This is a genomic window from Planktothrix mougeotii LEGE 06226 (assembly GCF_015207485.1).
GTDB lineage: Bacteria > Cyanobacteriota > Cyanobacteriia > Cyanobacteriales > Microcoleaceae > Planktothrix.
On record NZ_JADEWU010000035.1, the window covers coordinates 21,456 to 46,682 of the forward strand.

The 25,227-nt window shown below is 40.5% G+C and carries 15 protein-coding genes; 10 read left to right on the forward strand and 5 right to left on the reverse strand.

The annotated features are described in order from the left end of the window. Positions 1 to 23 precede the first annotated feature (23 nt). The 9 genes from IQ236_RS15340 to eno all read left to right on the forward strand — a co-directional run bounded on the left by IQ236_RS15340 (position 24) and on the right by eno (position 14,160). A complete protein-coding gene (locus IQ236_RS15340) occupies positions 24 to 917 on the forward strand; it encodes a sulfotransferase family protein (protein WP_193870040.1) in 894 nt (297 codons plus the stop codon). Between the two features lie 192 nt (positions 918 to 1,109). Next, positions 1,110 to 3,089, forward strand: a complete 1,980-nt coding sequence (gene htpG / locus IQ236_RS15345) for a molecular chaperone HtpG (RefSeq protein ID WP_193870041.1) — start codon at positions 1,110 to 1,112, stop codon at positions 3,087 to 3,089. A gap of 165 nt (positions 3,090 to 3,254) precedes the next feature. Further along, positions 3,255 to 3,491, forward strand: coding sequence for a 50S ribosomal protein L28 (rpmB, locus tag IQ236_RS15350; protein WP_072718535.1), 237 nt, complete (start codon positions 3,255 to 3,257; stop codon positions 3,489 to 3,491). A 502-nt stretch (positions 3,492 to 3,993) separates the two neighbouring features. Further along, positions 3,994 to 9,501 (forward strand): hormogonium polysaccharide biosynthesis protein HpsA, encoded by a 5,508-nt coding sequence (gene hpsA, locus IQ236_RS15355; protein WP_228041663.1) that lies wholly within the window; start codon positions 3,994 to 3,996, stop codon positions 9,499 to 9,501. A gap of 21 nt (positions 9,502 to 9,522) precedes the next feature. Continuing rightward, positions 9,523 to 10,224, forward strand: a complete 702-nt coding sequence (gene hpsB / locus IQ236_RS15360) for a hormogonium polysaccharide secretion pseudopilin HpsB (RefSeq protein ID WP_193870043.1) — start codon at positions 9,523 to 9,525, stop codon at positions 10,222 to 10,224. 67 nt (positions 10,225 to 10,291) lie between these two features. Continuing rightward, positions 10,292 to 11,194 (forward strand): hypothetical protein, encoded by a 903-nt coding sequence (locus IQ236_RS15365; protein ID WP_193870044.1) that lies wholly within the window; start codon positions 10,292 to 10,294, stop codon positions 11,192 to 11,194. A gap of 41 nt (positions 11,195 to 11,235) precedes the next feature. Next, the gene (locus IQ236_RS15370) at positions 11,236 to 11,820 is read left to right on the forward strand and encodes a type II secretion system protein (protein ID WP_193870045.1); all 585 of its coding nucleotides are present in this window, start codon (positions 11,236 to 11,238) and stop codon (positions 11,818 to 11,820) included. Between the two features lie 184 nt (positions 11,821 to 12,004). After that, positions 12,005 to 12,559 carry a pilus assembly FimT family protein gene (locus IQ236_RS15375; RefSeq protein WP_193870046.1) on the forward strand — a complete coding sequence of 185 codons (555 nt, stop codon included), beginning with the start codon at positions 12,005 to 12,007 and terminating at the stop codon, positions 12,557 to 12,559. Between the two features lie 311 nt (positions 12,560 to 12,870). Then, positions 12,871 to 14,160: a phosphopyruvate hydratase gene (eno, locus tag IQ236_RS15380; RefSeq protein WP_193870047.1), complete on the forward strand. Its 1,290-nt coding sequence runs from the start codon at positions 12,871 to 12,873 to the stop codon at positions 14,158 to 14,160. A gap of 741 nt (positions 14,161 to 14,901) precedes the next feature. On the opposite strand, the gene groL is transcribed toward eno, so the two are convergent. The 5 genes from groL to IQ236_RS15405 form a co-directional block, all read right to left on the reverse strand. Continuing rightward, complete coding sequence (gene groL, locus IQ236_RS15385; protein WP_193870048.1) at positions 14,902 to 16,566, reverse strand: chaperonin GroEL; 1,665 nt, start codon at positions 16,564 to 16,566, stop codon at positions 14,902 to 14,904. A gap of 322 nt (positions 16,567 to 16,888) precedes the next feature. After that, on the reverse strand, positions 16,889 to 18,832 hold the full coding sequence (locus IQ236_RS15390; RefSeq protein WP_228041664.1) for a CHASE2 domain-containing protein: 1,944 nt from the start codon (positions 18,830 to 18,832) through the stop codon (positions 16,889 to 16,891). 31 nt (positions 18,833 to 18,863) lie between these two features. Continuing rightward, positions 18,864 to 19,568 (reverse strand): DUF928 domain-containing protein, encoded by a 705-nt coding sequence (locus tag IQ236_RS15395; protein ID WP_193870050.1) that lies wholly within the window; start codon positions 19,566 to 19,568, stop codon positions 18,864 to 18,866. A gap of 216 nt (positions 19,569 to 19,784) precedes the next feature. After that, positions 19,785 to 22,316, reverse strand: a complete 2,532-nt coding sequence (locus tag IQ236_RS15400) for a CHAT domain-containing protein (RefSeq protein ID WP_193870051.1) — start codon at positions 22,314 to 22,316, stop codon at positions 19,785 to 19,787. A 182-nt stretch (positions 22,317 to 22,498) separates the two neighbouring features. Then, positions 22,499 to 24,205, reverse strand: a complete 1,707-nt coding sequence (locus IQ236_RS15405) for a hypothetical protein (RefSeq protein WP_193870052.1) — start codon at positions 24,203 to 24,205, stop codon at positions 22,499 to 22,501. 97 nt (positions 24,206 to 24,302) lie between these two features. Between IQ236_RS15405 and IQ236_RS15410 the strand changes: the two genes are divergently transcribed. Further along, a complete protein-coding gene (locus tag IQ236_RS15410; protein ID WP_193870053.1) occupies positions 24,303 to 25,223 on the forward strand; it encodes a glycosyltransferase family 2 protein in 921 nt (306 codons plus the stop codon). The last annotated feature ends 4 nt before the right edge of the window (positions 25,224 to 25,227 follow it).

Genomic DNA, 25,227 nt, shown 5'->3' on the forward strand with positions numbered 1-25,227 from the left:
ATTGTATGATACAAGTTAACCCAATGCTATCGATTGAGGTCTGGCTTCCGTTGAAACCTTCTTACCCGCGATTATTTTTAGTTGGCTGTCCCCGTTCAGGAACAACGCTATTACAAAGTTTATTAGCAGCCCATTCTCAAATTGCATCTTTTCCTGAATCCCATTTTTTTCGTTATTTGTTAAGAAATCGTTCAATGTTGCGGACAAAATTGAGGATTGCTTCTCCTTTAGCTCGAAAACGATTTAACCAATTTTTAGAAGAAATAGGTCATCCTGAATTGAAACGATATTTACCTCAAACAGCCATATTTACCCTTCAGTATGTAAAAGGATTTATTCGAGTTTTAGATGAATTGACCCAACAGCAGGGAAAACATTTATGGTTAGAGAAAACTCCTGGAAATTTATATTATATTAGCTATATTGAAAAACGAGTTACCGGGGCTAAATTTATTCATTTAGTCCGCAATGGAGTTGATGTTGTCAGTTCCCTGTATGATGTCACACATCAATATCCTGATGACTGGAAAGGAGCTTGGGATTTAGACCGTTGTATTCAACAATGGATTAAAGATGTTCGTTTAAGTTGTCACCATCTCCATAAACCTAATCATATTTTAATTCAATATGAACAACTGATTGAAAATCAACCTTTGGTTTTAGGGAAACTTTGTGAGTTTATTGGCGTAGACTATGAACCGACAATGCTGCAAAATTATCAAAAAGCTGCTGAAACAATAACATTACCCTTTGAATCTTGGAAGGTTTCGGTACAACAAGGAATTTATAATCCCTTTGGTCAGAAATTTCATCAACTGTTTAACGAAGAACAAAAACAATATATTCTTCAAGAACTTTCTGAAGCTAATTTTGAATTTAGCCAAAAATTAGCTAGATTTCAGCTTTTCATTGAATAGATAACAGCCCTAGAATATCACTACAAAAAACCCAATAGGCCAACTTTCTGTAAGATGAGCATCATGGGGGCTAGACGACCTGAACGTAGGGAAAACCGAATCAAAACTGTAGGGGGATTACGTTTATCAGGGTTAAGCGATCGCACACAATCTAAAATACAACCCTAATTTTATAGATAACCTCACATCACTATGACCGTACTTGAACAGGGAACGATTACCATCCATACCGAGAATATCTTCCCCATTATCAAAAAATCCCTCTACACAGACCATGAAGTCTTCCTGCGGGAACTTGTTTCTAACGCCGTTGACGCCATTGCTAAACTGAAAATGGTGTCCCGGTCTGGGGAATATTCTGGGGATATTGGCGAACCTGAAATCACCATTACCGTCGATAAAGATAATAAAACCCTCTCCGTGACGGATAATGGCATCGGGATGACCGCCGACGAGGTGAAAAAATATATTAACCAAGTCGCCTTTTCCAGCGCTGAAGAATTTGTCGAAAAATATAAAGCCAATTCTGACCAATCTATCATCGGTCATTTTGGCTTAGGGTTCTACTCTTCCTTCATGGTCGCCCGTCAAGTTGAAATTGATACCCTCTCCTACCAAGACGGAGCCCAAGCGGTTCACTGGACGTGCGATGGTTCTCCGGTGTTTCAACTGGAAGACTCTGGACGCATTCAACGGGGAACTACCATCACCCTAACCTTGATGGATGAAGAAACCGAATATTTGGAAACATCCCGGATTCGTCAATTAATTAAAACCTATTGTGATTTTATGCCCGTCCCGATTAAATTGGATGGGGAAACCATTAACCGTCAAAAAGCACCTTGGCGGGAATCTCCTAATAATTTAACGTCTGAAGATTATTTAGAACTTTATCGCTATCTTTATCCCTTCCAAGAAGAACCCTTACTCTGGGTACATCTGAATACCGACTATCCTTTTATTGTCAATGGGATTCTCTATTTCCCCAAACTCAAACCGGATGTCGATGTTACCCAAGGCAATATTAAACTCTTCTGTAATCAAGTCTTTGTTAGTGACCACTGTGAAGATATTATCCCTAAATTCTTAATGCCTTTACGGGGGGTAATTGATAGTACCGATATTCCCCTTAATATTTCCCGGAGTGCTTTACAAACCAACCGCACCGTCCGCAAAATTGCTGATTATGTAGCGAAAAAAGTTGCAGACCGTCTCAAAGAATTGTATCGGGATAACCGCAAAGAATATATTCGCTGTTGGCAAGATATCGGGACTTTTGTTAAGTTTGGTTCCCTCAACGATGATAAGTTTAAAAAACAAGTTGAGGATATTCTAATTTATCGGACAACCTACACCCCAGAAATCTCTAACAGTGAAGAAAAAGCCGTTGAGGTACAGGTGCAAACTGAAGCAGGAGATGTTTGGCAGGAGGTAGCGTCCCAAACCCCTGAAAATACCGATGAAAAAGGACGTTATTACACCACCTTAAGCGAGTATCTCGAACGCAATAAACAACGCCATGAAAACCGGGTGTTTTATTGTACTGATGAAGCCACTCAAGCCACTTATATCCAGTTACACACCAGTCAAGGGTTAGAAGTCCTGTTCTTAGATTCCTTTATTGATAGTCATTTTATTAGTTTCCTAGAACGGGAACATACCGATGTTAAATTCTCACGGGTGGATGCAGAACTGGATGACAATTTAATTGATAAGGATAACAACAGCGAAATTGTTGACCCCAAAACCAATAAAACCCGCAGTGAAGAAATTAAAGATTTATTTACCGCAGCGTTAAATAAACCGAAATTAACGATTCGGACTGAATCTTTAAAATCAGAAAATACACCCCCCGCAATGGTTTTATTACCGGAATTTATGCGACGGTTACAGGATATGACCGCCTTAATTCAACAACAAAAAGCCGAATTTCCCGAAGAACATATTCTGTTAGTTAATACCGCCCATCCGTTGATTCAAAATTTAGTTAATTTGAGTCAAGGAGCAATTATTCAAGAAGGTGGCGAGTCTCCATCGGCGGAATTAGCAAAAATGATTTGTCATCATGTTTATGACTTAGCCTTAATTGCTCAAAAAGGCTTTGATGGGGAGGGAATGAAGGACTTTGTAGAACGTTCTAACCAAGTGTTGACGCGGTTAACGTCCAATTAAAATCACCCAAGCTCTGAACTTGCATTTCGGGTGTCGTAGGGGTGAGGCGCGCCTCACCCTCACATGGATTGTAATTAGGGTTTACCCAAAAACTGGGTTTCTCAAACGAAAACTCTGTATAATAAAGGTTTGGACTTTTGAGAAAATACTAAACTGGAGTTAACCATGTCTCGGATTTGTCAGTTAACGGGAAAGAGAGCCAATAACGGAATGGCTGTGTCTCACTCCCACCGTCGTACCCACAAGCTACAAGAAGCAAATTTACAATGGAAACGGATTTGGTGGCCCCAAGGCAAACGCTGGGTTAGATTGAAACTATCTACAAAAGCAATTAAAACCATTGAACTCAAAGGGTTACAAGCAATGGCGAAAAAAGCCGGAATTGATTTGAATAAATTTTAACTGAGGCAAAATAGCAATGATTTCCTCACCCCCCCGCAACAACTGGGGGGTTATTTTTGCAATGTCTTAATTTTTGGCTTCTGCGATCGCTTTTCCTAATTTTTTGGGCATTCTAAGAAATAGAGGAAAGTCCCTTAAGGGGTCTTTGAGGATGGGGAGTGTGATAGCAAACACAACAAATCAGTGATAATTTACAGTCCCAATCCAGCTAAAAGCGTTATTTTATAAAAGGGTGAGTATCTGGAGAACGTGGTAATCGGTAAGATTTCAACCAAACTGAAGTCTAAAAAACCCGTATTTTTACTAAGGTAATTTTAGGGGGAGGAATGCTACAACTAAAGATAGGGAGTTTTTCTCGTCTTAATAAATTTTAATCTGTTTATAAATCTACTTAAATTTTAGTTTGAGGCATATTGTCTCAACTCCCACAGGTAACTGTGAACTTTTAAGAATCCTTTATTAGCCAGCACAACCATTTCTATCAAAGGTTAGGTAGGCATCTATGTCAAAGCGTCACAACAACAAATTCCATAATCTGATTCTGTCTCTGTTCAGTGCGATCCGGATCGCTGTCAAACGAATGACACGAGGGACAATGCGATCGCTTCTGCGAGGTTGGATGAGGATAAATCGTCATGACCGTTATGGTCGGGCTGGGTTTGTGTTGCCAACGGTGGCGATGGTATTATTGGTGGTGGTGCTGTTGACTATAACCATTATGTTCCGGTCAATGGATCGGGCAAAAATGGCTCAATATCGGCGGGTGGATGAACAAGTTCTACAAGCGGCAACCCCAGCATTAGATCGGGCTAGAGAGAAAATCAAATATTTGTTATCAGGAAACGATAAATCATTACCTAGAGAAACACCATCTGATAATGAGTTAAATCGGGCTTTAAATGATGTTTTTTATGATTTAGGTGATGAGGAACGCTTGCAAATTCAGTATGACGTTGATGACGTCGCTGGAATAACCGTCAAGAATGGCACGAATTTCAAACCACTAGAAGATCAAGACGCTATTCAAACCGCTTGGCGATTTCCAGTAGATACAAATAATGATGGCAAATTTGATAGTTTTACCTACTATGGGATCTTCTTTCGCAAACCTGGAACCAATAGAACTAGAAACCCTTTAGATGCTAGAACGCCTCCGATGACCCTGAGTTCAGGAGTGACAAAGGAATGTCAAGCAATTCTTTCCTCTGGAGGAACAAGCACTTTAGTAGATGATTCCGGGTGGTCAAGAACAGATGGGAACCTAAAAAAAGCTTTTTTTGTTTATACAACAACTGTACCAATTACTGAAGCAGATATTACTGCGTTTAATTTAGATACAACATATAGTTTCTATAAAGGGACTCCTAGCTTTTCAGCTTTAGAATATCAAGTTGATGTTTCACGGGTTCCCCTAACTAATAATGCCGTTGTTTATGAAGATGATTTAATTATTACGCCCATTGATGCTAACTTAAATGGACGAATTTTTACTAATAGTAATTTAATAGTTTCCCACTTTGGAAATTTAACACTTTATCAAGTTAGTGGGATTAACTCTTGTTTCTATAGAGAAGAAAATAGCAAAATCATTGTAGCGGGTAACGTTCTCAACGGAATGACAGATCAAGTTAAGCCAGAAACAGTCGGAGTGCATTTGTACCAAGGAGCCGGAACTAACCCTAATAAGGATCAAACAATTAGCACGACAAACCAATCAGTCAGCACTGCTGTTAATGATGCGATGTATGATGATGCTGCTTATAAAGCGCGTCTCAAAGCTTTGATTGATGATTTGAGGGCAACTACAGGAGATAAAGAAATTCAGGCCAGTAATATGCCACCTTCACTTGAAGCAGTGGTTCAAAAGCGTCTAACAGAAGATTCAACACTAAAACCTGATACAGTCCGTGAAGAACAACTAAGGGCTTATTTTAAAGCTAGAATTCGGAAAGTCACACAAGTAGAGGATAAAACGATTCCAGCAGGTACTACAACTGCTCCAGTGGCAATAGGATTAGGAACAGAAGATTTAAGACCCGCCACAGATACTTGGATGTTACCAACTAACGCAGCCGGAACAGGCAGTACCTCTGGTGTAACTTTTATTGCTGGTCAACTTGAGCAAACCGAACCAGAGACTCAGAAGACAAATGGAAAAGAAAACTATTTAGGCGATCGCGTCGTAGCTGGGAATAACTTACCTGCCCTTAAGTACGATTCAACTATCAATCCTCCTTGGAAAACGGCACGAAACCTCCCTGTTGGTGCGGAAAAATGGACTGACCCGAATACGGTGGATCGAACTCGCAGCACCCAAGTTAAAGCTTTACCCAACTTAGGAGATACCAAACGAGATGGCTATTGGGAAAAAGCCGCAGCCCAAAAACCCAAAGCTCCACTAGATTCTATTGGGGGGTTACGGGTGATTACAGGTGCAGGAGTGTATGAACCGAGAAACTCATTTTTACCACGACCCCGATGGGCTTCAACTGTTGATACCTATGATGATCCTGCCACATCAGCAACGGAAACTTTTCCCATTGTCTGGCCTGATACCATGCCCATGTCTCCAGTGACGGGTGTTGGTGGAGTTCAGGTTTATGACAATAGTGGATCTGACAGTTGGGCTACTTTACCCACAACTTTACCTGCGGCTAAAACCCCAACGATTGATCCTAATACTCCCCAATATGCTAAGGGAGACCTGCGGATGAGGGCATCAGTCGTTTACCACTATTCCTCAGATTTCTATGATCCTGCCAATGACGATACCGATCAACAACCGATTGCTTGTGTTAGTAGTTACTATGACCCAACCAATCGAATCACCGCTAAAAATAGCATTGACGTTGACGGAGGATTTGGAAAAGATACTACCAATGGTAAATCTAATAACGGTGTAGCCTACCCCAAACCGACAACAGCCCGACCGACTTCTGCCTCTTACAGTTCTACAACAGGACTCTATACCGTCTCTGGTGGGGCTGCTGAACTGGGAACCCAAGCTAACTATGTTTTTCCCGATGGTCGATTTGCCAATCCAGCTTTGAGAGATGCCTTAAAAACCCTGGTAGACGGAGATGATCTGACCTTAGCGAATCAAGCCGCTATTGATAGTACCCTTTGTTCTTTAGATATTCTCAGTGGGGACATTACCCCATCTGACACGGTAATTCCTCATGGAGCGATTTCGGAAGCTACGCTTTTAAATGCCAGAGAAGTCAAAGCCAATGAACCGGATGATACCAGCACAACTGTTGATGAAACCTTTACCCTCAGCAGCCCTCCTAATACTGCCCAGAAAGCGAAATTAAATGCCCGTGCTACTCTGCCCCTGGAAGAACGGATGCCCCAGGAAGTTCGCGTGACTCGAATTGATTTAGGAGCCTTGCGAAATCAAGAGATTACCCAAGGTGTAACTACAGGGCCAAAAACCAGTGGGGGTAAAGAATACCTGTTGCCTTTTAGTGGGATTATCTACGCGAGTCGGGATGATGCGCTACCTGATTTGAGTGCCCAACCCAACACCCTCGATACCCCGGCTGATCTTGAAGAAAGTGCGGCGGACTTAAAATTAGATCCGACCCGTCGCCCGAATGGGATTCTTCTGGCTAATGGTGCTGTCTTAAAGCGTCCGTTGCCTGCATCTCCTACAGTGCAAGAGGTTGTTCAAGACAAAGGACTTACTTTAGTCTCTAACCTGCCTGTTTATGTTCAAGGGAATTTTAATAAACATACCCAACAGGAATTTACAGGGACTTTTAGTTGGACTTTTGCCGATTACTATGGTCGTCCAGCCAGTGCTCTCAATCCTAACTTTGCTTGTCATGCTGGAGATCCAAGAATTCAAGCTGCGGGGTTCAAGTGTGATACTGGAGACGATTGGCGTCCCGCTAACGTCCTAGCCGATGCTATTACCCTGCTGTCTGATAACTTCCGGTTTGGTTATCGAGATGAAGGGGATTTTGATCTCAGAAATAATGCGGGTAGCCCCATTATCAAAGGTTATGACTTAAACGGGGATGGCATCATTAGTGCTACTGCTGGTTATGACTTAAACGGGGATGGAATTATTAGTGCTACTGCTGGTTATGATTTCAACCGCAATGGCAAAATTGACGACACCGATCCGACAGTTGATGAAGCAACCTATAACCTTGATTTGAATAAAGATGAAGACAAAACCGATACGGGACTCAAGGAAACAGAGGTTTTATTCATGGGCAGAATTGGTCATGATTTGAATGGAAATGGCACTATTAGCGCATTAGATCCCGCAGGAGATGAAACAAAATATGGCTTCGACTTGAATGGTGATGGAGACAAAACTGATACGGCAGTCAAGGAAACAGAAGTTAACTTTGTGATGAAGTATGATGAAACAAAATATGACTTTGACTTCAATAATGATGGAAACAAAACCGATACGGGAGTCATGGAAACAGATGTTTTATTCAAATTCAGACCACCACCAGTCACACCAACAGTTAAACAACCACTCACAGAAACTCTATTTCCAGTACCAGCAGCATTTGATGAAACAAAATATGGCATTGACTTGAATGGTGATGGAGACAAAACTGATACGGCAGTCAAGGAAACAGATATTGTCATTACTGCTAAAATGGCACGTCAGTTAAATGGCTTTTTGAATAATGACTATGCTATTAATGGTTTGAGTAGTGGAGGGCCAACAGGTCGCTTTGCTGATACTGGGACAAGCTCTACCCCTACCGATGAGAATTACCGTTCAACTACAGGAACAATTCTGAATAGTTCCTACTTCAATAACTTTGTTACTCCCATTCAGCGACGGCTTGATCCTGAGAAGAATTCTACGACTGGTGTACCCAAGCCTAATACTAATGATCCGAAGGAGTTTCTGACCGAAATTTGTTTGAAACTTCCTGTGTCTGCTTGTGGGACTGGTGATTGGTCTGTTATTGCTTTCGGTGGTAGCGTGATCCCAACCCGAAATCTTGACAATACTGTTGTACCCGTAGCTTCTCTGTTATCAGGCACAACCGCAACTCCACCTGCTGCACAGTATCAACGTTTTCCTCGCCGTGTCGCCTTTCGCCGAAATCCTACTAATCAAATGATTTTGAATAGTAATCTACCAACACCCTTGGGAGTTACTGCTGCTGGAGACATTACTAACGTTTTTGCTAATATTAGAAACAATCAAAACAACACTCTTTGGTTCCAAACTCGTAACGGAAATAACCGAAATACTAACGGTGCTAATCCCCTCTGGTATTATAATCCAGAAGCACCTACCACTTCCGTATCTACTTTCGTGGGGCTAGAAAATAAACAACCCCTGTTAGTGCCGATCCTGCAAATCCACGCCACTAACTCGACAACTATATCTACAGCTACAGAGACAAATGCAACAAAAATATTTCCCGTAGGCGATAATCCTGACGTTAAAAATAATCGATGGGGGATTTTGGCTGGAACAACAGAGTTTAACTTAGTGATGGCGACCGGAGACATTCCAGTACGCCCTGGCGATAATAATGGTGGTTTGCAAAACTTACCGCGCTTCCTGGAAAACTGGCAATTTCCAGCCGCAACCTCTAATATCGCAGGTGCTTTTATTCAGACCAATCGCAGTTCCTATGGTTCCGCTCCTTACTTGAGCCTCATGGATGAGAATGCGACTTATACCTATGGTAAACGTCCACCCGGAATATTCGGCAATGCGGGTAACAATGCGAGTCGATACAGAAGTAATGCCGGGGGTGGTAAGATTGGCTACTTCTTACCCCCGACTCGGAACTGGGGTTTTGATGTGGGTCTGTTATCTCAACCCCCGGATTTATTTGCCCAGAAATTCTCTTTAACGGATGAAACGCTTGCACCGGATGAATATTTCCGCGAAGTCAGCCGAGATGATGATTGGATTCAAGGGTTGTTGTGTTCTAAAGTAGTAGACCCAACCAAAGATATCTCCACAACTAAAGCAATACCGAGTCAAGTCTGCGATGCTAAATATGGTGGTTAAGTTTTATAGGAGGAAAAAGTCATGTTTTTAAAGCAACGCCCACTCAATCAACGCTTACCTTCCCAAGAAGGCTATACCCTCCTTGAGGGACTAATGGCGGTAATTGTTGTATCTGTCATGTTGTTAGCTATTGGCCCTGTAATTGCCTTTTCTGTGGGGACTCGCGTACAAGCGAAACGAGTTGAACTAGCAACTCAAGCCGCCAGAAGTTATGTGGATAAGGTGAAAAGTGGCAAAATTGAGATTGATCAGTTATCTTTTAAAACTACTCAAGACTCATGGCAGAATGCTGATCCTCCAGCTAACGCAAGTTTAAGCTGTTCTGTACCCACTGTAACAACTACCGACCCAAATCCTGACAAAATCCTGATCGCCTGTGAAACTCCATCGGGTTTATATTGCATGGATTTTGATGGAGGAGGTTGTAAAAGTGACACTCCTAGTGTTACAGATATGGTCGTGCAAGGAATTGTCTATGATTCTACCTCTGGTTCCACTATTACAAAAACTAAGAGCTATCAATTAGCAGTTCGAGTTTATCGAGCCAACTCTTTTGGCTCAGGTATTGCTCTTAAAACACCAACTGCTGATAATCCTCTAAAATCGGATAGCTTAACAACCAATGCTTTAGGTAATCGCAGTTTACCTTTAGTTGTTATGAAAACTGAAGTTTTGCCTCCGGGTGCAACCTTTGAAGACCTTCAAAAACGACTAAAACCTTAATCTTCACCGTAATATTTTAAGTCTAACTTAATTCACCTACTTTTCTTAAGTTAATGGAGCAATAAAAATGAGTATCTTTCTTAAATTATTATTTAAACATAAAATCAGGTCAAGTCCGGCAAAATTTGATCAAAACTATCAAGTCAAAGGCATGACAATGATTGAACTCTTAGTGGGTACAGTTATTGCTTTTATTGTGATCACGCCATTAATGGGAATGGTCATTGGTCTATTAAACGATGATCAACGAGAAAGTGCTAAAGCAAACACCGAAGAAGAAATTCAATCTGCATTAGATTATATTGGAGAAGATGTTAGTCAAGCTCTACATATCTACACAAAATCGGATATTGACACAACAGTTAAAACTTTTTTACCTCCTGATGGAGCCCCAGTTCTTGTATTTTGGAAACGAAAAATAGTAGAAGATGCTGTTCCAGTAGATACAAGTAAACAGCCTAAAGATTGTAACACAACAACAACGCCTTGTGATGATACTTACGTTTTGTCATTAGTCAGTTATCAATTACTTCCAGAAACGGATAAAACATCAATTTGGTGTCAACCTTCAGCTTCAGATAAACCTTGTCCTAGTCGAATAGTTAGATATGAAATTTCTGATGGGTTAAAGAAATCTGATGGAACTTACTACAAAAAGGCTGAACTTACAACTGAACTTCAGGAATACGCCGAAGAAAATATTACAGATTATAATAAGAGTTTTAGTCTATCTAAACCCTTGGAAAATGTGACTAATAAAGCTAATTTCCCGGCAAATCAGGTGTTAGTTAACTACATTGAAGAATTTGAACTAGATCCTAGCTCAACAAATGACATAGCTAAATTAACGATTCAAGGAAATGCACTCAGACGTAATGATGCTGAAGCAGATTGTACCAATAATCCCGACTCACCCTATTGTCCCAAATCATCAGTTCAATTGCGCGGATTAAGTGGTCTTGGAAATTAAAATCAACTCAAAGGTTATTCAATAATAAAAAAGGATAAATTATGAAAATTCAACTAATATTAAATAGATTGTTAATCAATCAATCAAAAAAAAATCCCAATCAGATTAATCAGGGATTTACCCTGATTGAATTATTAGTTGTGGTTTTAATAATTGGAATTTTAACAGCGATCGCCGCCCCCAGTTGGGAAGCATTTACAACCAGACAACGCCTTAAAACTGTTAATGATCAGGTATTTCAAGCGATTAAATCGGCTCAAGCTGAAGCTAAACGTAAAAAAGGTGATGTTACTATAAAATTTAATGATCCTCCAGTTGATCCACCTACCGTTAGTTATGAGGGTAATGTACAGAAACTTAATGTTTCTGGGGAAATTAAAGCAGGAACAATCAAACTTGTTACAGGTGCAGGAGATACAACAGTTGCTACAGATTCAGAGATTATTTTTGATTATCGAGGAAGTATTAAATCTGGTCAAACACTCCCCTTCACAGCAACAATCTCCCTTCCTGATGGAAAAGGTAAACGCTGTGTTATTGTAGACAGTCTACTTGGAGGAACGAGGATAGGAGCAGGAGACTATAACAGTTCTACTAATAAAACAGGTTGTCGAGTTCCATCTTAAAGTTTTTTATAAGCGATCGCATTCCTTAACTCCGTAATCTCACTAATTGACTAACCTTTCAATGTCCAAAATAACAATAAAAAATCCGTAATTTTTACCTATTCAAAACCTCTGATTTCTCCGAAACTAATAGTTAAGTTCGTTTAGAAAACATAACTATTTAGTTGAAATCAGGTGTGCTGCAATGATTAATCCAAAAAAAACCTGCGATCGCTCCTTAACCTCCTCCAATAGCGGATTTACCCTACTAGAAAACCTCATCATTGTATCCATGATGGGTATTTTGAGTGCCATTGCAGCCCCTAGTTGGTTAACCTTCATCAACCATCAACGCCTCACCACTTCTATTGATCGAATTTATTGGGCGATGCAAATGACCCGTGAAGAAGCCAAACGCAGCAAAGAAATCTGGCAAATCAGCTTGAGAGATCAAAATAATACCGTTCAATGGGCGATACATCGTCGAGACGATACCCCCACACAACCTCAATGGATCACCCTGGATCAAAATGTTCAAATAGATCCCACAGAAACAACCCTCTATCAAAATCAAACCACCAAAATTTGGAGAATGCAATTTGACTATAAAGGTCGTGCCAATGGTCAGTTAGGCCGGGTAACATTATCCCTGCGGAATGGTAGCCCAGCCAAACGCTGTGTGTTTGTATCTACTTTATTAGGAACATTAAGAAAAGCTCAAAACAATCCTAAACCCAAAGAGGGAAAATATTGCTATTGAGCCAAAATTGAATAATGATTTCATCCCAAAACCCTTTAAAGGTTAGCGCTAATATTCCATCCTTAAAATCTTGGCTACGCATCCGTCCCCTGTAGAGACGTGCCATGGCGCGTCTCTACGTGGGTATATGAGTTGTCAGAATTGCGATCGGTTCATCTTGACAATCTCGGCTATCAGCCAACCGTCAACAGCTAACCAAAACCTTAAAATGTTCCAACAGTTGCAACCCGATATACTAAGAACCTGGTAACTTTTCTCTAGTCTCAAAAATTTCAACAACGAGACCCCATCCGTCATTACAAAGGATTGATATGTCAGATAGCGCGATTAACACCATTATTGCCCGTGAAATCCTTGACTCTCGCGGACGCCCCACCCTGGAAGCCGAAGTCTACCTGGATAACGGAGCTTATGGACTCGCCCAAGTTCCTAGCGGCGCCTCCACCGGAAGCTTTGAAGCCCATGAACTGCGGGATGGCGATAAAAGCCGTTATGGGGGTAAAGGCGTTCTCACAGCCGTTAAAAACGTCACTGAAATCATCGCCCCAGCCCTCAACGGAGTCAGTGCCCTGGAACAAACCATCATCGACCAAATCATGTTCGATCTTGATGGCACTCCCAACAAAAGCAATATCGGTGCCAATGCCATCCTGGGTGTTTCCCTAGCCGTTGCTAAAGCCGCCGCCGAAAGCGTCGGTTTACCCCTCTATCGTTACCTAGGTGGCCCCATTGCCAACGTTCTCCCCGTTCCCTTAATGAACGTGATCAACGGAGGTGCCCACGCCGCCAATAACGTTGATATCCAAGAATTTATGATCGTTCCCATTGGTGCGCCCACCTTTAAAGAAGCCCTGCGTTGGGGTGCGGAAGTCTTTGCTTCCTTAAGTGGGGTGCTAAAAGAAAAAGGACTTTTAGGGGGTGTTGGGGATGAAGGTGGTTTTGCCCCTAACCTCGGTTCCAACCAAGAAGCTCTGGATATTCTCATCCAAGCCATTGAAATCGCCGGATACAAACCGGGTGAACAGGTCGCCCTCGCCCTGGATGTCGCCTCCAGTGAATTCTACAAAGACGGAACCTACACCTACGATGGTCAACCCCACAGTCCGGCCCAACTGATTGACTACCTGAGTGAATTAATTGGCAAATACCCGATTGTTTCCATTGAAGATGGTCTACAGGAAGATGACTGGGAAAATTGGAAATCCCTGACGGAGAAAATAGGCGGTAAAGTGCAACTGGTGGGAGATGACTTATTTGTGACGAACCCGACCCGCTTGAAAACAGGTATTGAGCAGAAAGTTGCCAATTCTATTTTGGTAAAACTTAACCAAATTGGTTCCCTGTCCGAAACCTTAGCCACCGTTGACTTAGCAACCCGTAATGGGTATACCTCGGTGATTAGTCACCGGTCTGGGGAAACCGAAGACACCACTATTTCAGACCTGGCCGTTGCGACCCGGGCGGGACAAATTAAAACCGGTTCTCTGTGTCGCAGTGAACGGATTGCTAAATATAACCGTTTATTACGCATAGAAGATGAACTCGGCCCCCAAGCGGTTTATGCTGGAGCCGTTGGCCTAGGCCCCCGTTTTTCTAAATAAGTGAAAAACATTTATTGACACTCTCACCGTCACATCGCTTTGTGATTGACGGGAGATGGTGGTTGACGGAGTATGCAACACGCTTGCTGAACTCTTTTCGTTGTAGAGACCGATCATGGTCGGTCTCTACAATTGAGGGTGATCTACTTTGTTACCGTGCTCATGGCTTTGACATCCGCCCCGGCGTGAACGCACGGGGATTCCATCTATTTCAACAAATCAAAAATTGATAATTGTTGAAATGCTGGCGGGGTAAAAAGCAGATCACCCCACATCTAATGATCTCACGCCGAAGTCTGATGCTGTGGTGGGGGTCTTCAAACCGAGATTTTAGTTTGTTACCAACCCAGCTTTTGAGGTGAATAGCATAAATTGTTTGTTTTGTCAATACTCCTATCCCTTGCTTAACCTTCCTTTCCCAAAATTCGTGCATCGCCACGCCGAAATTTAGTCATAAAACCAACAGATTTAACGACACAACAAGGGTTTTAGCCTGTATTTTCACGAATAGACACAATAACCCCTTGGGTGCTGTTTTTTCTAGGATAGCAGAACCCCGATAATCTCGTCAACTCTTTGAAAGTAATTCTCAATAAAATATCAAAAATTCCTGACAATCTTTTAAAAAACAAAATAATTTTGCCTAATTGATTAAAATAAATTATCAAAGCAACGGATATTTCTCAATGACCCGAGTAGATCCGTTGCTTCTGGGATAGTTCACCGAGAGATCACGGCATTCTACATCATGCCCATGCCACCCATGCCACCCATACCGCCCATGCCACCCATACCGCCCATGGCATCCATATCGGGCATGGCGGCTTTCTTCTCAGGCTTTTCGACAACTAAGGCTTCAGTTGTTAACACTAATCCCGCAATAGATGTGGCATTTTGCAGTGCAGAACGTACCACTTTTGCCGGGTCAATAATTCCAGAAGCAATTAAATCTTCGTATATTCCCGTTAAGGCATTATAACCCATGCTAAATTCAGTGTCACGGACATTTTCTACCACAACAGCACCTTCAGCCCCAGCATTACTGGCAATATAATATAACGGAGCTTCTAAAGCTTTAGAAATAATTCCCGCCGCAATTTTTTCTTCATCATCGAGTTGGGATTTAATTTCATCGACTTTTTTAGCCAGATGAATTAACGTTGTTCCACCACCCGGAACAATTCCTTCTTCAACGGCGGCTTTTGTTGCATTCAACGCATCTTCAATTCGCAGTTTCCGAGATTTCATTTCCGTTTCCGTAGCAGCACCCACTTTAATCACTGCCACACCACCAGCTAATTTAGCAATCCGTTCTTGGAGTTTTTCGGCATCATATTCAGAGTCGGTTTCTTCCAATTGACGGCGAATCTGCTCAACCCGTTTTTTCACATCGGCTTGAGTTTTGCTATCAGCTACAATAATGGTATTGTCTTTTTCAATGGTGATTTTGCTGGCGGTTCCCAACATCTCTAAAGAAACCGTATCTAAGCTTAATCCCACTTCTTCAGAAATTAATTGTCCGCCTGTAAGAACGGCAATATCCTGTAACAAAGCTTTACGACGTTCCCCGAAACTCGGAGCTTTAATGGCAGCAACATTTAACACGCCTCTGGCTTTATTGACTACCAAAGTTGCTAAAGCTTCCCCATCAATATCTTCAGCAATAATTAACAACGGTTGACCCGAACGGGCAATTTTTTCTAAAACAGAAACTAAGTCCTGAATAGAACTAATTTTTTTATCGGTAATCAAGATTCTGGCGTTAGAAAATTCCACCACCATCCGTTCATTATCGGTAATAAAATAAGGAGAAATATATCCCCGATCTAGTTGCATTCCTTCCACCACATCTAATTCAGTGGTGATGGATTTAGATTCTTCAACGGTAATCACCCCATCTTTGGTGACTTTTTCCATGGCTTGGGAGATCATTTGACCGATTTCTTCATCGTTTCCGGCGGAAATTGTAGCGACTTGGGCGATCGCATCTCCTTCAACGGGTTTTGCAACGGCTTGAATTTCTTGGACTAAAATTTGAGCAATTTTTTCCATTCCCCGTCTCAGGGCCACCGGATTAGCCCCGGCTGCGACGTTTTTTAACCCTTCATGAATCATGGCTTGGGCTAAAATAGCGGCGGTTGTTGTTCCATCTCCAGCAACTTCATTGGTTTTGGAGGCGACTTCCTGCATCAGCCGAGCGCCTGTATTTTCGAGGGGGTCAGCGAGTTGAATTTCTTTAGCAACCGTGATGCCATCATTAACGATTTCAGGAGCACCAAATTTCTTCTCTAATAAGACATTGCGACCTTTAGGGCCAAGGGTGACGCGCACCGCATCGGCTAAGGCATTTACGCCTTTTTCTAAGGCTTTACGAGATTCTTCACTAAACGAAACAATTTTAGCCATCTTACAATATTGTTAATCACCAATAGGTTACTTTAGCACTCAACTGTTCCGAGTGCTAGTTCGGAAATCCGTCCTACTTAAGTTTTAAGAGGGAACAGGGAACAGGGAACAGGGAACAGGCAATAGGCAATAGGCAATAGGCAATTACGAATTACGAATTACGAATTACGATTGGGGAATGGGGAATAGGGGGCGAAAGCAGAAATACTAATATTAAAAATCATATATATAGCAATCCCAAATAGGTTGTAATAATTTAAAAGTGATATGAAACAGCTAGAAGTATTACCCCTGTTCCCTGTTCCCTGTTCCCTGTTCCCTTTTAATCGTTGATAGCTTGATAAATATTAATTAACTGTTGACGTCCGTATAATTGCACACGACCGACGTAACGAGTGGGGAACTTGCCATTAATTTGTTGATGGGTTTCTTCATTCATTAAAATTCGACAGATTCCCTCACTATAAAAGGATTTATCATAACTTTCTAAGCGAGCCGCAATATTAACACTATCGCCTAATGTTGTATATTCCATCCGTTGAGAACTGCCTAAACTTCCGGTTACGACAACTCCGGTAGCAATACCAATTCTCATAGAAATCAAGGGTTGATTTTGTTGTTGCCAATGTTGATTAAGCACTCGCAACTTTTCCCCCATTGCTAAGGCACAGGATACCGCCGAAGTGGCATCTTGAGCAATTTCTTGAGGATTATTTCGAGGAATAGGAACTCCAAACACTGCCATAATAGCATCCCCCATAAATTTATCCACAACCCCATCATGTTCAAACACAATATTCGCCATAGCATTCATATATTCATTTAACCAAGTCATTAACATTGCGGGCTCCATACGTTCAGCAATGGTACTAAAACCTTTAATATCCGTAAACAGGACAGTTGCTATCATTTTCTGCCCTAAAATCTGACCTTTTTGTAATAAATCCTCTCGATTTTGCCATATTGTTTCCGCAATTTTGGGGGTAACATACCGTTGAAATAACGTCATCACCATTTTCCGATCTTGACGTTCAACATTAGCAATATAAGCCGTAACCACCATCCCAGAACTGACTAATGCTAATAAAGGAGAAACTAAGGGAAGCCACCAACCACTCATAAAAGCACTATAAGAAATAATAATTAAACCTCCACTGGCTAAAATCAACCAATAAACTGTCCAACGGGTTCCCCCATAAATCCATCCTAAACTGCTACCAACCGTTGACCAAAGAAACACCCAAAACCATTCTGTCCGATCTGACCAAACATGAATTAAGGTGCGTCCATCGATAGCGCTACTAATCAGTTGGCTGGCAATATTAGCATGAATAATTACTCCCGGTGTACGATCATTAATACTAAATAAATTACTGGTATAAGGGGTAAAAAATAGATCATTTAAACTTTGGGCAAAGGGGCCAATGAATACAATTTTATCACGAAAAAAATCCGGTGGAATCTCATTGTTTAACACTTGAGTCATGGAAATTTTATGAAAATTATCCTGCGATCCCCGATAATTTAATAAAATTTGATAGCCATCATCATCAGCGCGAACATAACCGCCATCATTTTCTGTAAATCGTGTAAATTCAGCTTTTCCTAAAATAACTTGCTGATTTTCGGTCATTTTAGGGGTAATCCCTTGAGTTTGTAAATAAATTAAAGCAACGGTCGCACCTAAATTTAAAATAGTAGGACGTTCTGGGGGTTTGATTGATAATAATGCCCGTCTAATTTTGCCATCTGCATCTAAAATTAAATCCGCCGCCCCCACTTGATCTTTATCTTTTAAAATCGGAGGCGGTTCAATAGAAGCTCGATTTTGATCTTCAACAACTTTCTCTACACCCACTAAATTCGGGGTAGTTTTAAAGACCTTAATTAAATCCTCATGTCCCGGTTGAACGGGTAAATTTCGATAAATATCTAATCCAATCGCAATCGGGTTTTGAAGCTTTATTTTTTCTATTAATTGTGCTAAAATAGCATCAGGAATCGGCCATTGTCCAAGTTTTTTTAAATCCGGTTCATCAATCGTAACAATGACAATCCGTGAATCAGGAGGTTCTAGGGGACGCCACCGCACAAATTGATCAAAGGTTGCCCAATCTAAAAGTTGTAAAAATCCTGTACTTTGCAAGGCAATAACTGAAGCTGTTATCACAGGACTTAACCATAAATAACGAAATAACTTCAGCCATTGCCCAGAAGGTTTCCATCTGAAAGTATGAAGTCTGAAGACCGTTTGTTTTTGTTTCATAACTCCATACTTCATTTGAGTTTAACCTTAATTAGTTCTCAAGGGCATTCACAAACGGTTGATTCGCAATGGATTCTAAACCAACGGATTGTAACAGTTCATTCCATTGCTTGGTTAATGTTTCATCCATCGGTTGATTTTGACGCAGTTGGGCTAAGGTGGCTAAACTTTCAAACCAAATTCCATTTTCAGCATAAATTTTAGCTTGTTCTAGGGCTTTAGCTTGTTGTAGTTTAGCTTTTAACATGGCATCGGGTTCTGTTCTGGTGACTTCCCCGCTCACAAACACAACTTTAGGCTCCTGCGTGTTTTCATCGTTGTAAATCACCCCAAATGACCAACGATAGGTTTGACCAATTTTTAACGGAGGAGTATCTTTTGGTAAAGCAATACTGACGATACCGGGTTGATTGGGAAGCGTTAAACGAGTTTGGTAAATATCGTTGTTATTTTCATCTTTTAAGCTAAAAGCGGCTTCTTTTGCCGGAATTGCAGGAACATAGAAAAAGAATGTCGGGGTAGCCGCCAGCGTCAATCCTTTGATATCCGTTTCTTGACCATTGGTTTGAGAATAAAACGCTGGAACTAAGGCCATTAAGGGGGGTGTGGTTTGAATCGCAGCCAGAGTTTGACCGCGAGACCCTCCTCCGGCGGTGCGAGCGGGCATTCCTTCCCCTGGTGGGGGTTCAAAGGCCATACTAATTTGGATTCCCTCTGAAGGGTTTGGTTGAGCCATAACGGACAGTTGCGGAACAAAAGCGCCCCCCACAAGGGTCAGGAGAGATAGGCTAATCCAGTGCTGGTGCAAACGGTTGTGAAACATAAAAGTATGGGTCTCCAAAGAATACTCAGAAAGAATTGAACTAGAGTCAAGAGGACTCCTGTTAGATCACGGGTCTTGGATGATGCACTAATACTTTAATTTTATTAACCTATCTTCAGAGTTACAAATCTATTGCCAATTTCCCACCAAAACGAAGGGCGCCCAATAATAGGGATCTTGATATTTAGCCTGTTGTAACAGCTTTAACTGGGCTTGACGCAAGGCTTCGGCTTTACTGATTTGTTGCTGAGTTAATTCTTGATAAAATTCTGCCATCAAGGAGGCGGTGGAGATATCGTTAACTTGCCATAACGTCGCTAAGGTACTCCGTGCCCCAGAACGCACCGCTACACCCGCTAATCCCAAAGCAGCCCGTTGATCTCCCGTTGCGGTTTCACAAGCACTTAAGACTAATAATTCTACCGGATTTTGTTCTCCCCGTTGGCGACGGCTGAGAAAATCATCTAAATCCTTAACATTAATCCGACTATCCCAGGTTAATAAAAAGGTATCTTCCGCTTTAGAACTAAATTGTCCATGAGTCGCTAAATGAACAATGGGAAAGGCGGTTTCTTGAATTTGTTGTTGAACAGCCTCACGAGTAAATTGTTGATTTAATAAAACTTTTGTCGGAACTTCTGCTTCAATTTTTTCAAGTTCAGACGCAACGGCAGGTAAAGCCGAAAACCCTTGACGAGCTTCACTTAACCCAACGGTTAAGGCTTTAAGTTGATTTCGTTTTAAAGATTGAGAAGCCAGGAGTTGTAAACCTGGAGTTAGAGCTAAATTATAATTTTGAACTAGATAATTTTTGCCATCATAAAGGGCAGCCATTGGCACATTTCGCAGAGAACCATCTAAGACAAAGACTAAGGTTTTAATCGAGCTATTTTTGAGATCAGATTCTGCTGGACGGATGAGCCAATTGTACACGGTTTGCGATAATTCTAACCGTTCTTTTGTCGAAAATATCGGTTGAAAAGACAGTCGTAATTGACGAATTGTATTTTCAACCTGTTGTTGAGAAATTTCGGTAGAATAGTGACGTAAATCTTGACCCGGAATTGAGAGAATAACTTCTAAACGATTGGCTAAAATAATCGGATAAATGATGGCTGCATTGGGATCAATTTGATCAATTTCTTGAGGTTTAATTTCTTGATCTAAACACGCTTCTTGGAAAAAGTTATCGAGTTCAGCAAGTTGTAAGGATTCTATCAGTTCACGGGCGGTTTTTAGGTTATCGGGAGTCGGAGATTGTAAAATTAAATCGACTAATTCTCGATAAACAGGTTCTACACTTTCTCGGAAAGAAAATTGCACATCTTGGTTAATCGCAACTAAGTCTTTTCTGAGAAATTTTAAAGTATTAACCGCTTCAGTATAAGCGGCGATGGCTTCTTGTTTCTGATTTTGTTGTTTCAGGAGTCTTCCCAGTTGCCATTGCCATTGATAAGCAATATCAGAAGCATTAATGGATTGAGCAATTAATAGAGCTTGTTCGGTTAATTTCTGAGCTTCTAAGGGTTGTTGATTTTGTTCATAAAATTTCCCTAAACTCCCTAAAGCGTAAGATTCAGAACGGAGATCTTTTAAGGTTTTAGAAGATTGAATTGCAGTCTTTAATAAATCAATAATTTTAGAATCGTTAGAAGTTGAATTTAACTTGATTAAAGAATTGGTAAAATTAACCATAGCATAAACTAAACTCCGACTCACCGGAATTTGAGAAATAGAATCTTGAATTTCCTGCGATAGAGTTTCTGCTTCTTTGTATTGTTTTAAATCAATCAGTAAACTATATTGATTAATCAAACCTTGCAGTCTTTCTAAACCATTTGAGGCTGTTTTTACTGCATTTTGATAATTTTCTAAAGCGAGATCAGAATTATTTTGAGCGCGATTAAGATTGGCTAAACTTAAATAAATTCGGCTTAAAACTTGAGAATAATTAGCAGTTTTAGCTAACTCTAAACTGTGTTGCAAAACAGCTTGAGCCGTTTTTAAATCTCCCACTTTTTTTAAGGCATTTCCTAAACTCAATAAAGCCGTTACTTTAATTAAAGAATTCGGTTGAGATTTCAGGGTTTCATTAACTTCTGTTAATGTTTTTAAAGATTGACGATAGAGTCCCAAAGTTTGTAAAGCCGTTGCTTGGTTTATTTGGTTAGTAATTTCTCCTAACCAATTTCCCGTTTGTGAATAAAGTTTAAACGCTTGTTTCCAAGTTTTAATAGCTTGTTCTGGTTGTCCTTTTGTGAATTCTAATTGACCTTGAATCTCTAAAATTTGAGCTAGAATTAAAGGCTGTTTAGGAAAGGATAAATCTTGAATTAACCCTAAACTTTCCTGTAGAACTTTTTCGGCTTGTTCCCATTGTCCTAACTGTTGTAAAACTAAAGATAGATTACTTAATGCGATCGCTTGATTAACAATATCTCCTTGTTGAGAAAACCCTAAAATAGCTTGTTGTAAAATATCAGCAGCTTGAGTATATTGTCCTTGGTGATAATATTGTTTTCCTTGGTTAAATAATGTTGCTGGATCAGGTTTATAACTTTCAACAGGGCTCGGAGGTTGATTTTTGAGGGAAATTAAGGTAAAATTATTAAACAAAAAAATCGGTAAAATTCCGAGATTAATTAAACCTTTTTTTAACATGATTGACCTCCCTAAATTAGCCTATTGTTAGCTAGTGAGTGTAACAAAAACCCCTATAAATCTTGAATCCCCCCCCTTCTTTCTTCGTGTCTTAGTGTCTTTGTGGTTGTACCTTACCTGACTAAAAACTGCGATAATAAAATGTCCGGTGGTGCGTGCGCTGCGCTTACGCACCCTACGGGTTATTGGATGAGACAATCTGCTTTTACCAGACGATAGAGTTGATTTTGATAGATAGTACAACGATTCCAAGATTGTAACAGGATCGGTTTCTGTTTTCCTTGAAGTTGGCTTAAGGCTTGTTTTCCTTGATCCGGCCATTGTTTAAACCAAACATTCTCGGTCATATATTCAGGAGTAAACGCTTTTTGATCAATCAGAAAATAATCAACGTCATACTTCTGAATAAACTGTTTAACGGTGTCTAAATTGGGGCTATATTGGGCAGAAATTAAATCTAAAACTCTAGGTTTAATTTGACGATAATAGCCCTGTTGATACGGTAAAGCGTGTTCCCAGGAAACTAAAACTGGACGTTGAGAAAAAATGGGTAAATTATCTGCTTCTAAGGACAAAGAAGCCGTTAAAGTATCCTTCGGTTGCTGTTTTAATAATTGGTAAACAGCCGGATCTGTTCCAATGGTATAAGCAGTTCTGGGAAAGGCTTTTCCCCAGATAAAAAACGGATAAAAAATTAACACAAAACTAAATACAAACGTTGATGCTAAAGCAATAATTTGTTTAAGGGAAGCTTGAAATATTCCATCTAAGACAACAATTAAAACGATGGCTGTTGAAACTGCTAAAATGATGCGAAAACTATGACTGGTGTAGCGGCTGGGAAGAAATAACTTAAATAATAAGAGATGGGCGATCGCAAATAACCCTAAAGATGTTAAGATTAAGTACAACAGGATATTAATTTTAGAACTGATTTTTTCTACCAACGGAAACTGACGGGGAAATCGGAAGAAAATTGGTAAGAAAAATCCTAATATAACTAAAGGTGGATTCAACGAAATTTTCATCCCACTGCGACTATTTTTAAACCAGAAATTTAACCCACTATTGCCATAAAAAAATCCTGTTCTTCCCTTATCTAAAAATTCGGGCATCGTTTTCGCTTCTTGGGCAGAAATGGTAGGGCCATATTCAGAAGTGGAGAAAAAATAAGGGATAATCACTAACGTTGCAACCCCTAAACCGACAGCCGAAATGATATAATCTTGACGATGATTAGAAAGTTGCAATTTGCCTTTGTCCCACTGAATTAACCGCAGAATTAAAACCCCAGAAGCAACTAACATTAAGGGGCCATAAATATTCCCCATAATTGCCATACAAATTCCCACACCCAGAGGAGATCGACGTAATAGAAAATAGAGAAAAGATAGAAACGCCGGATAAGCAAAACCACTACTAACGGCCGTTGTTAATTCACCGTGTAACCAAAGATTTTGATTCAGCAGTAAAGACCCAATAAAACCAACCGTTGGGACAGGTAAAAGTTCAATACAAATCCCAAAACAAAAAATAGTGGTTAATAATCCTAAAAATAAAGGTAAAATTTTATTTAAAAGTAGCGGATTAACCCCTAAATTCGCCATTAAATGATAGAATCCACTTACACCCGAAGGCGTAATGGATTGATAAAAATCAGCAATTAAATCGTTAGGAAATAAATCAGGGTCAACAAACCGTTGCATCCAAAATAGATGTTGTCGGGCGTCATCCATGATTAAATATTCTCCACTGAAGGCTTTTTGTAGAGGCGGAATGGCAAAACTAATGGAGAAAACCAGACTCAAGGTCAACCAAAAGATCATTCGAGGACTAAATCGATGATCTTCTGGGGCGGTTAAAAACTTCTGGAGGCGGGATACTAGCATCTAAAAATCGATCCAAAATCAGATATAATTGACCCGAAATCCGAGTCTGATCCTTTCAGATAATACAATAGGTTGAGAAATTCAGCAGATAAACAATATGTATCAAGTGGTGGATGGAGAGTTAACAACAGCAATTCAAACAACCTTAGCGGAAGGAAAAGGACTGTCTTTAGTCATTCCTGCCTTTAATGAAGAAGCCGCAATTGCAACGGTTGTGACGGGAATGATAGAGTTATTGAAACCGACTGGGGGCGAATTTGAGGTTTTAGTGGTTGATGATTGTTCAACGGATTCAACAGCAGAAAAGGCAAAGCAAGCGGGAGCAAAAGTGATTCGTCAGGGAAGAAATCGCGGTTATGGTGCGGCTTTAAAAACAGGAATTCGTAAAGCCAAATATGGATTAATTGCCATTGCAGATGCCGATGGTCAACACGATGCGGAACAATTAGCCAGTTTATTAATAGCGTTAGGAGAGGCAGATGTTGCGATAGGAACTCGTTATAATTCTCCAGTTCCATTTATCAGAAAACCCGGAAAATTAATCTTAAAATGGGTGGCAAATTGGGTGACAGGATGGAAGATTCCTGACTTAAATTCGGGGTTAAGAGTCATGAGACGAGAGGCAATTTTTGATTGTATGCACCTTGCCCCCGATGGATTTTCCTTTAGTACCACTACAACCATTGCCTTAATTAATAATGGTTGGTTAATTCAGTGGGTTCCGATTATTATTAATCCAAGAGTCGGTCGTCCGAGTTCAGTCAAAATTGTTAGAGATGGGTTAAATACCATTTTGTTAATTATTAGAATTGTGGTGTTATTTGCCCCTTTAAGAGTGTTTTTACCCGTCAGTTTATTTTTAATTGTTGCAGGTTTAATTAGTTCCATTTCAGGAATTATATTAGAAGACAACCTAGCAGATCGAGATGTGATTATATTATTATCAGGAATCATCATCTTTTTCTATGGAATATTAGCGGATCAATTATCAGCAATTCGTCGAGAAATGAAACAATAATGTA

What these genes read in the sequence shown, in the direction of transcription:
- IQ236_RS15410 (WP_193870053.1), top strand. Translation starts at nt 24,303, where the DNA reads ATGTATCAAGTGGTGGATGGAGAGTTAACAACAGCAATTCAAACAACC.
- IQ236_RS15395 (WP_193870050.1), bottom strand. Translation starts at nt 19,568, where the DNA reads ATGGCTCAACCAAACCCTTCAGAGGGAATCCAAATTAGTATGGCCTTT.
- hpsA (WP_228041663.1), top strand. Translation starts at nt 3,994, where the DNA reads ATGTCAAAGCGTCACAACAACAAATTCCATAATCTGATTCTGTCTCTG.
- eno (WP_193870047.1), top strand. Translation starts at nt 12,871, where the DNA reads ATGTCAGATAGCGCGATTAACACCATTATTGCCCGTGAAATCCTTGAC.
- IQ236_RS15405 (WP_193870052.1), bottom strand. Translation starts at nt 24,205, where the DNA reads ATGCTAGTATCCCGCCTCCAGAAGTTTTTAACCGCCCCAGAAGATCAT.
- rpmB (WP_072718535.1), top strand. Translation starts at nt 3,255, where the DNA reads ATGTCTCGGATTTGTCAGTTAACGGGAAAGAGAGCCAATAACGGAATG.
- IQ236_RS15340 (WP_193870040.1), top strand. Translation starts at nt 24, where the DNA reads ATGCTATCGATTGAGGTCTGGCTTCCGTTGAAACCTTCTTACCCGCGA.
- htpG (WP_193870041.1), top strand. Translation starts at nt 1,110, where the DNA reads ATGACCGTACTTGAACAGGGAACGATTACCATCCATACCGAGAATATC.
- IQ236_RS15400 (WP_193870051.1), bottom strand. Translation starts at nt 22,316, where the DNA reads ATGTTAAAAAAAGGTTTAATTAATCTCGGAATTTTACCGATTTTTTTG.
- IQ236_RS15375 (WP_193870046.1), top strand. Translation starts at nt 12,005, where the DNA reads ATGATTAATCCAAAAAAAACCTGCGATCGCTCCTTAACCTCCTCCAAT.
- IQ236_RS15390 (WP_228041664.1), bottom strand. Translation starts at nt 18,832, where the DNA reads ATGAAACAAAAACAAACGGTCTTCAGACTTCATACTTTCAGATGGAAA.
- hpsB (WP_193870043.1), top strand. Translation starts at nt 9,523, where the DNA reads ATGTTTTTAAAGCAACGCCCACTCAATCAACGCTTACCTTCCCAAGAA.
- IQ236_RS15370 (WP_193870045.1), top strand. Translation starts at nt 11,236, where the DNA reads ATGAAAATTCAACTAATATTAAATAGATTGTTAATCAATCAATCAAAA.
- IQ236_RS15365 (WP_193870044.1), top strand. Translation starts at nt 10,292, where the DNA reads ATGAGTATCTTTCTTAAATTATTATTTAAACATAAAATCAGGTCAAGT.
- groL (WP_193870048.1), bottom strand. Translation starts at nt 16,566, where the DNA reads ATGGCTAAAATTGTTTCGTTTAGTGAAGAATCTCGTAAAGCCTTAGAA.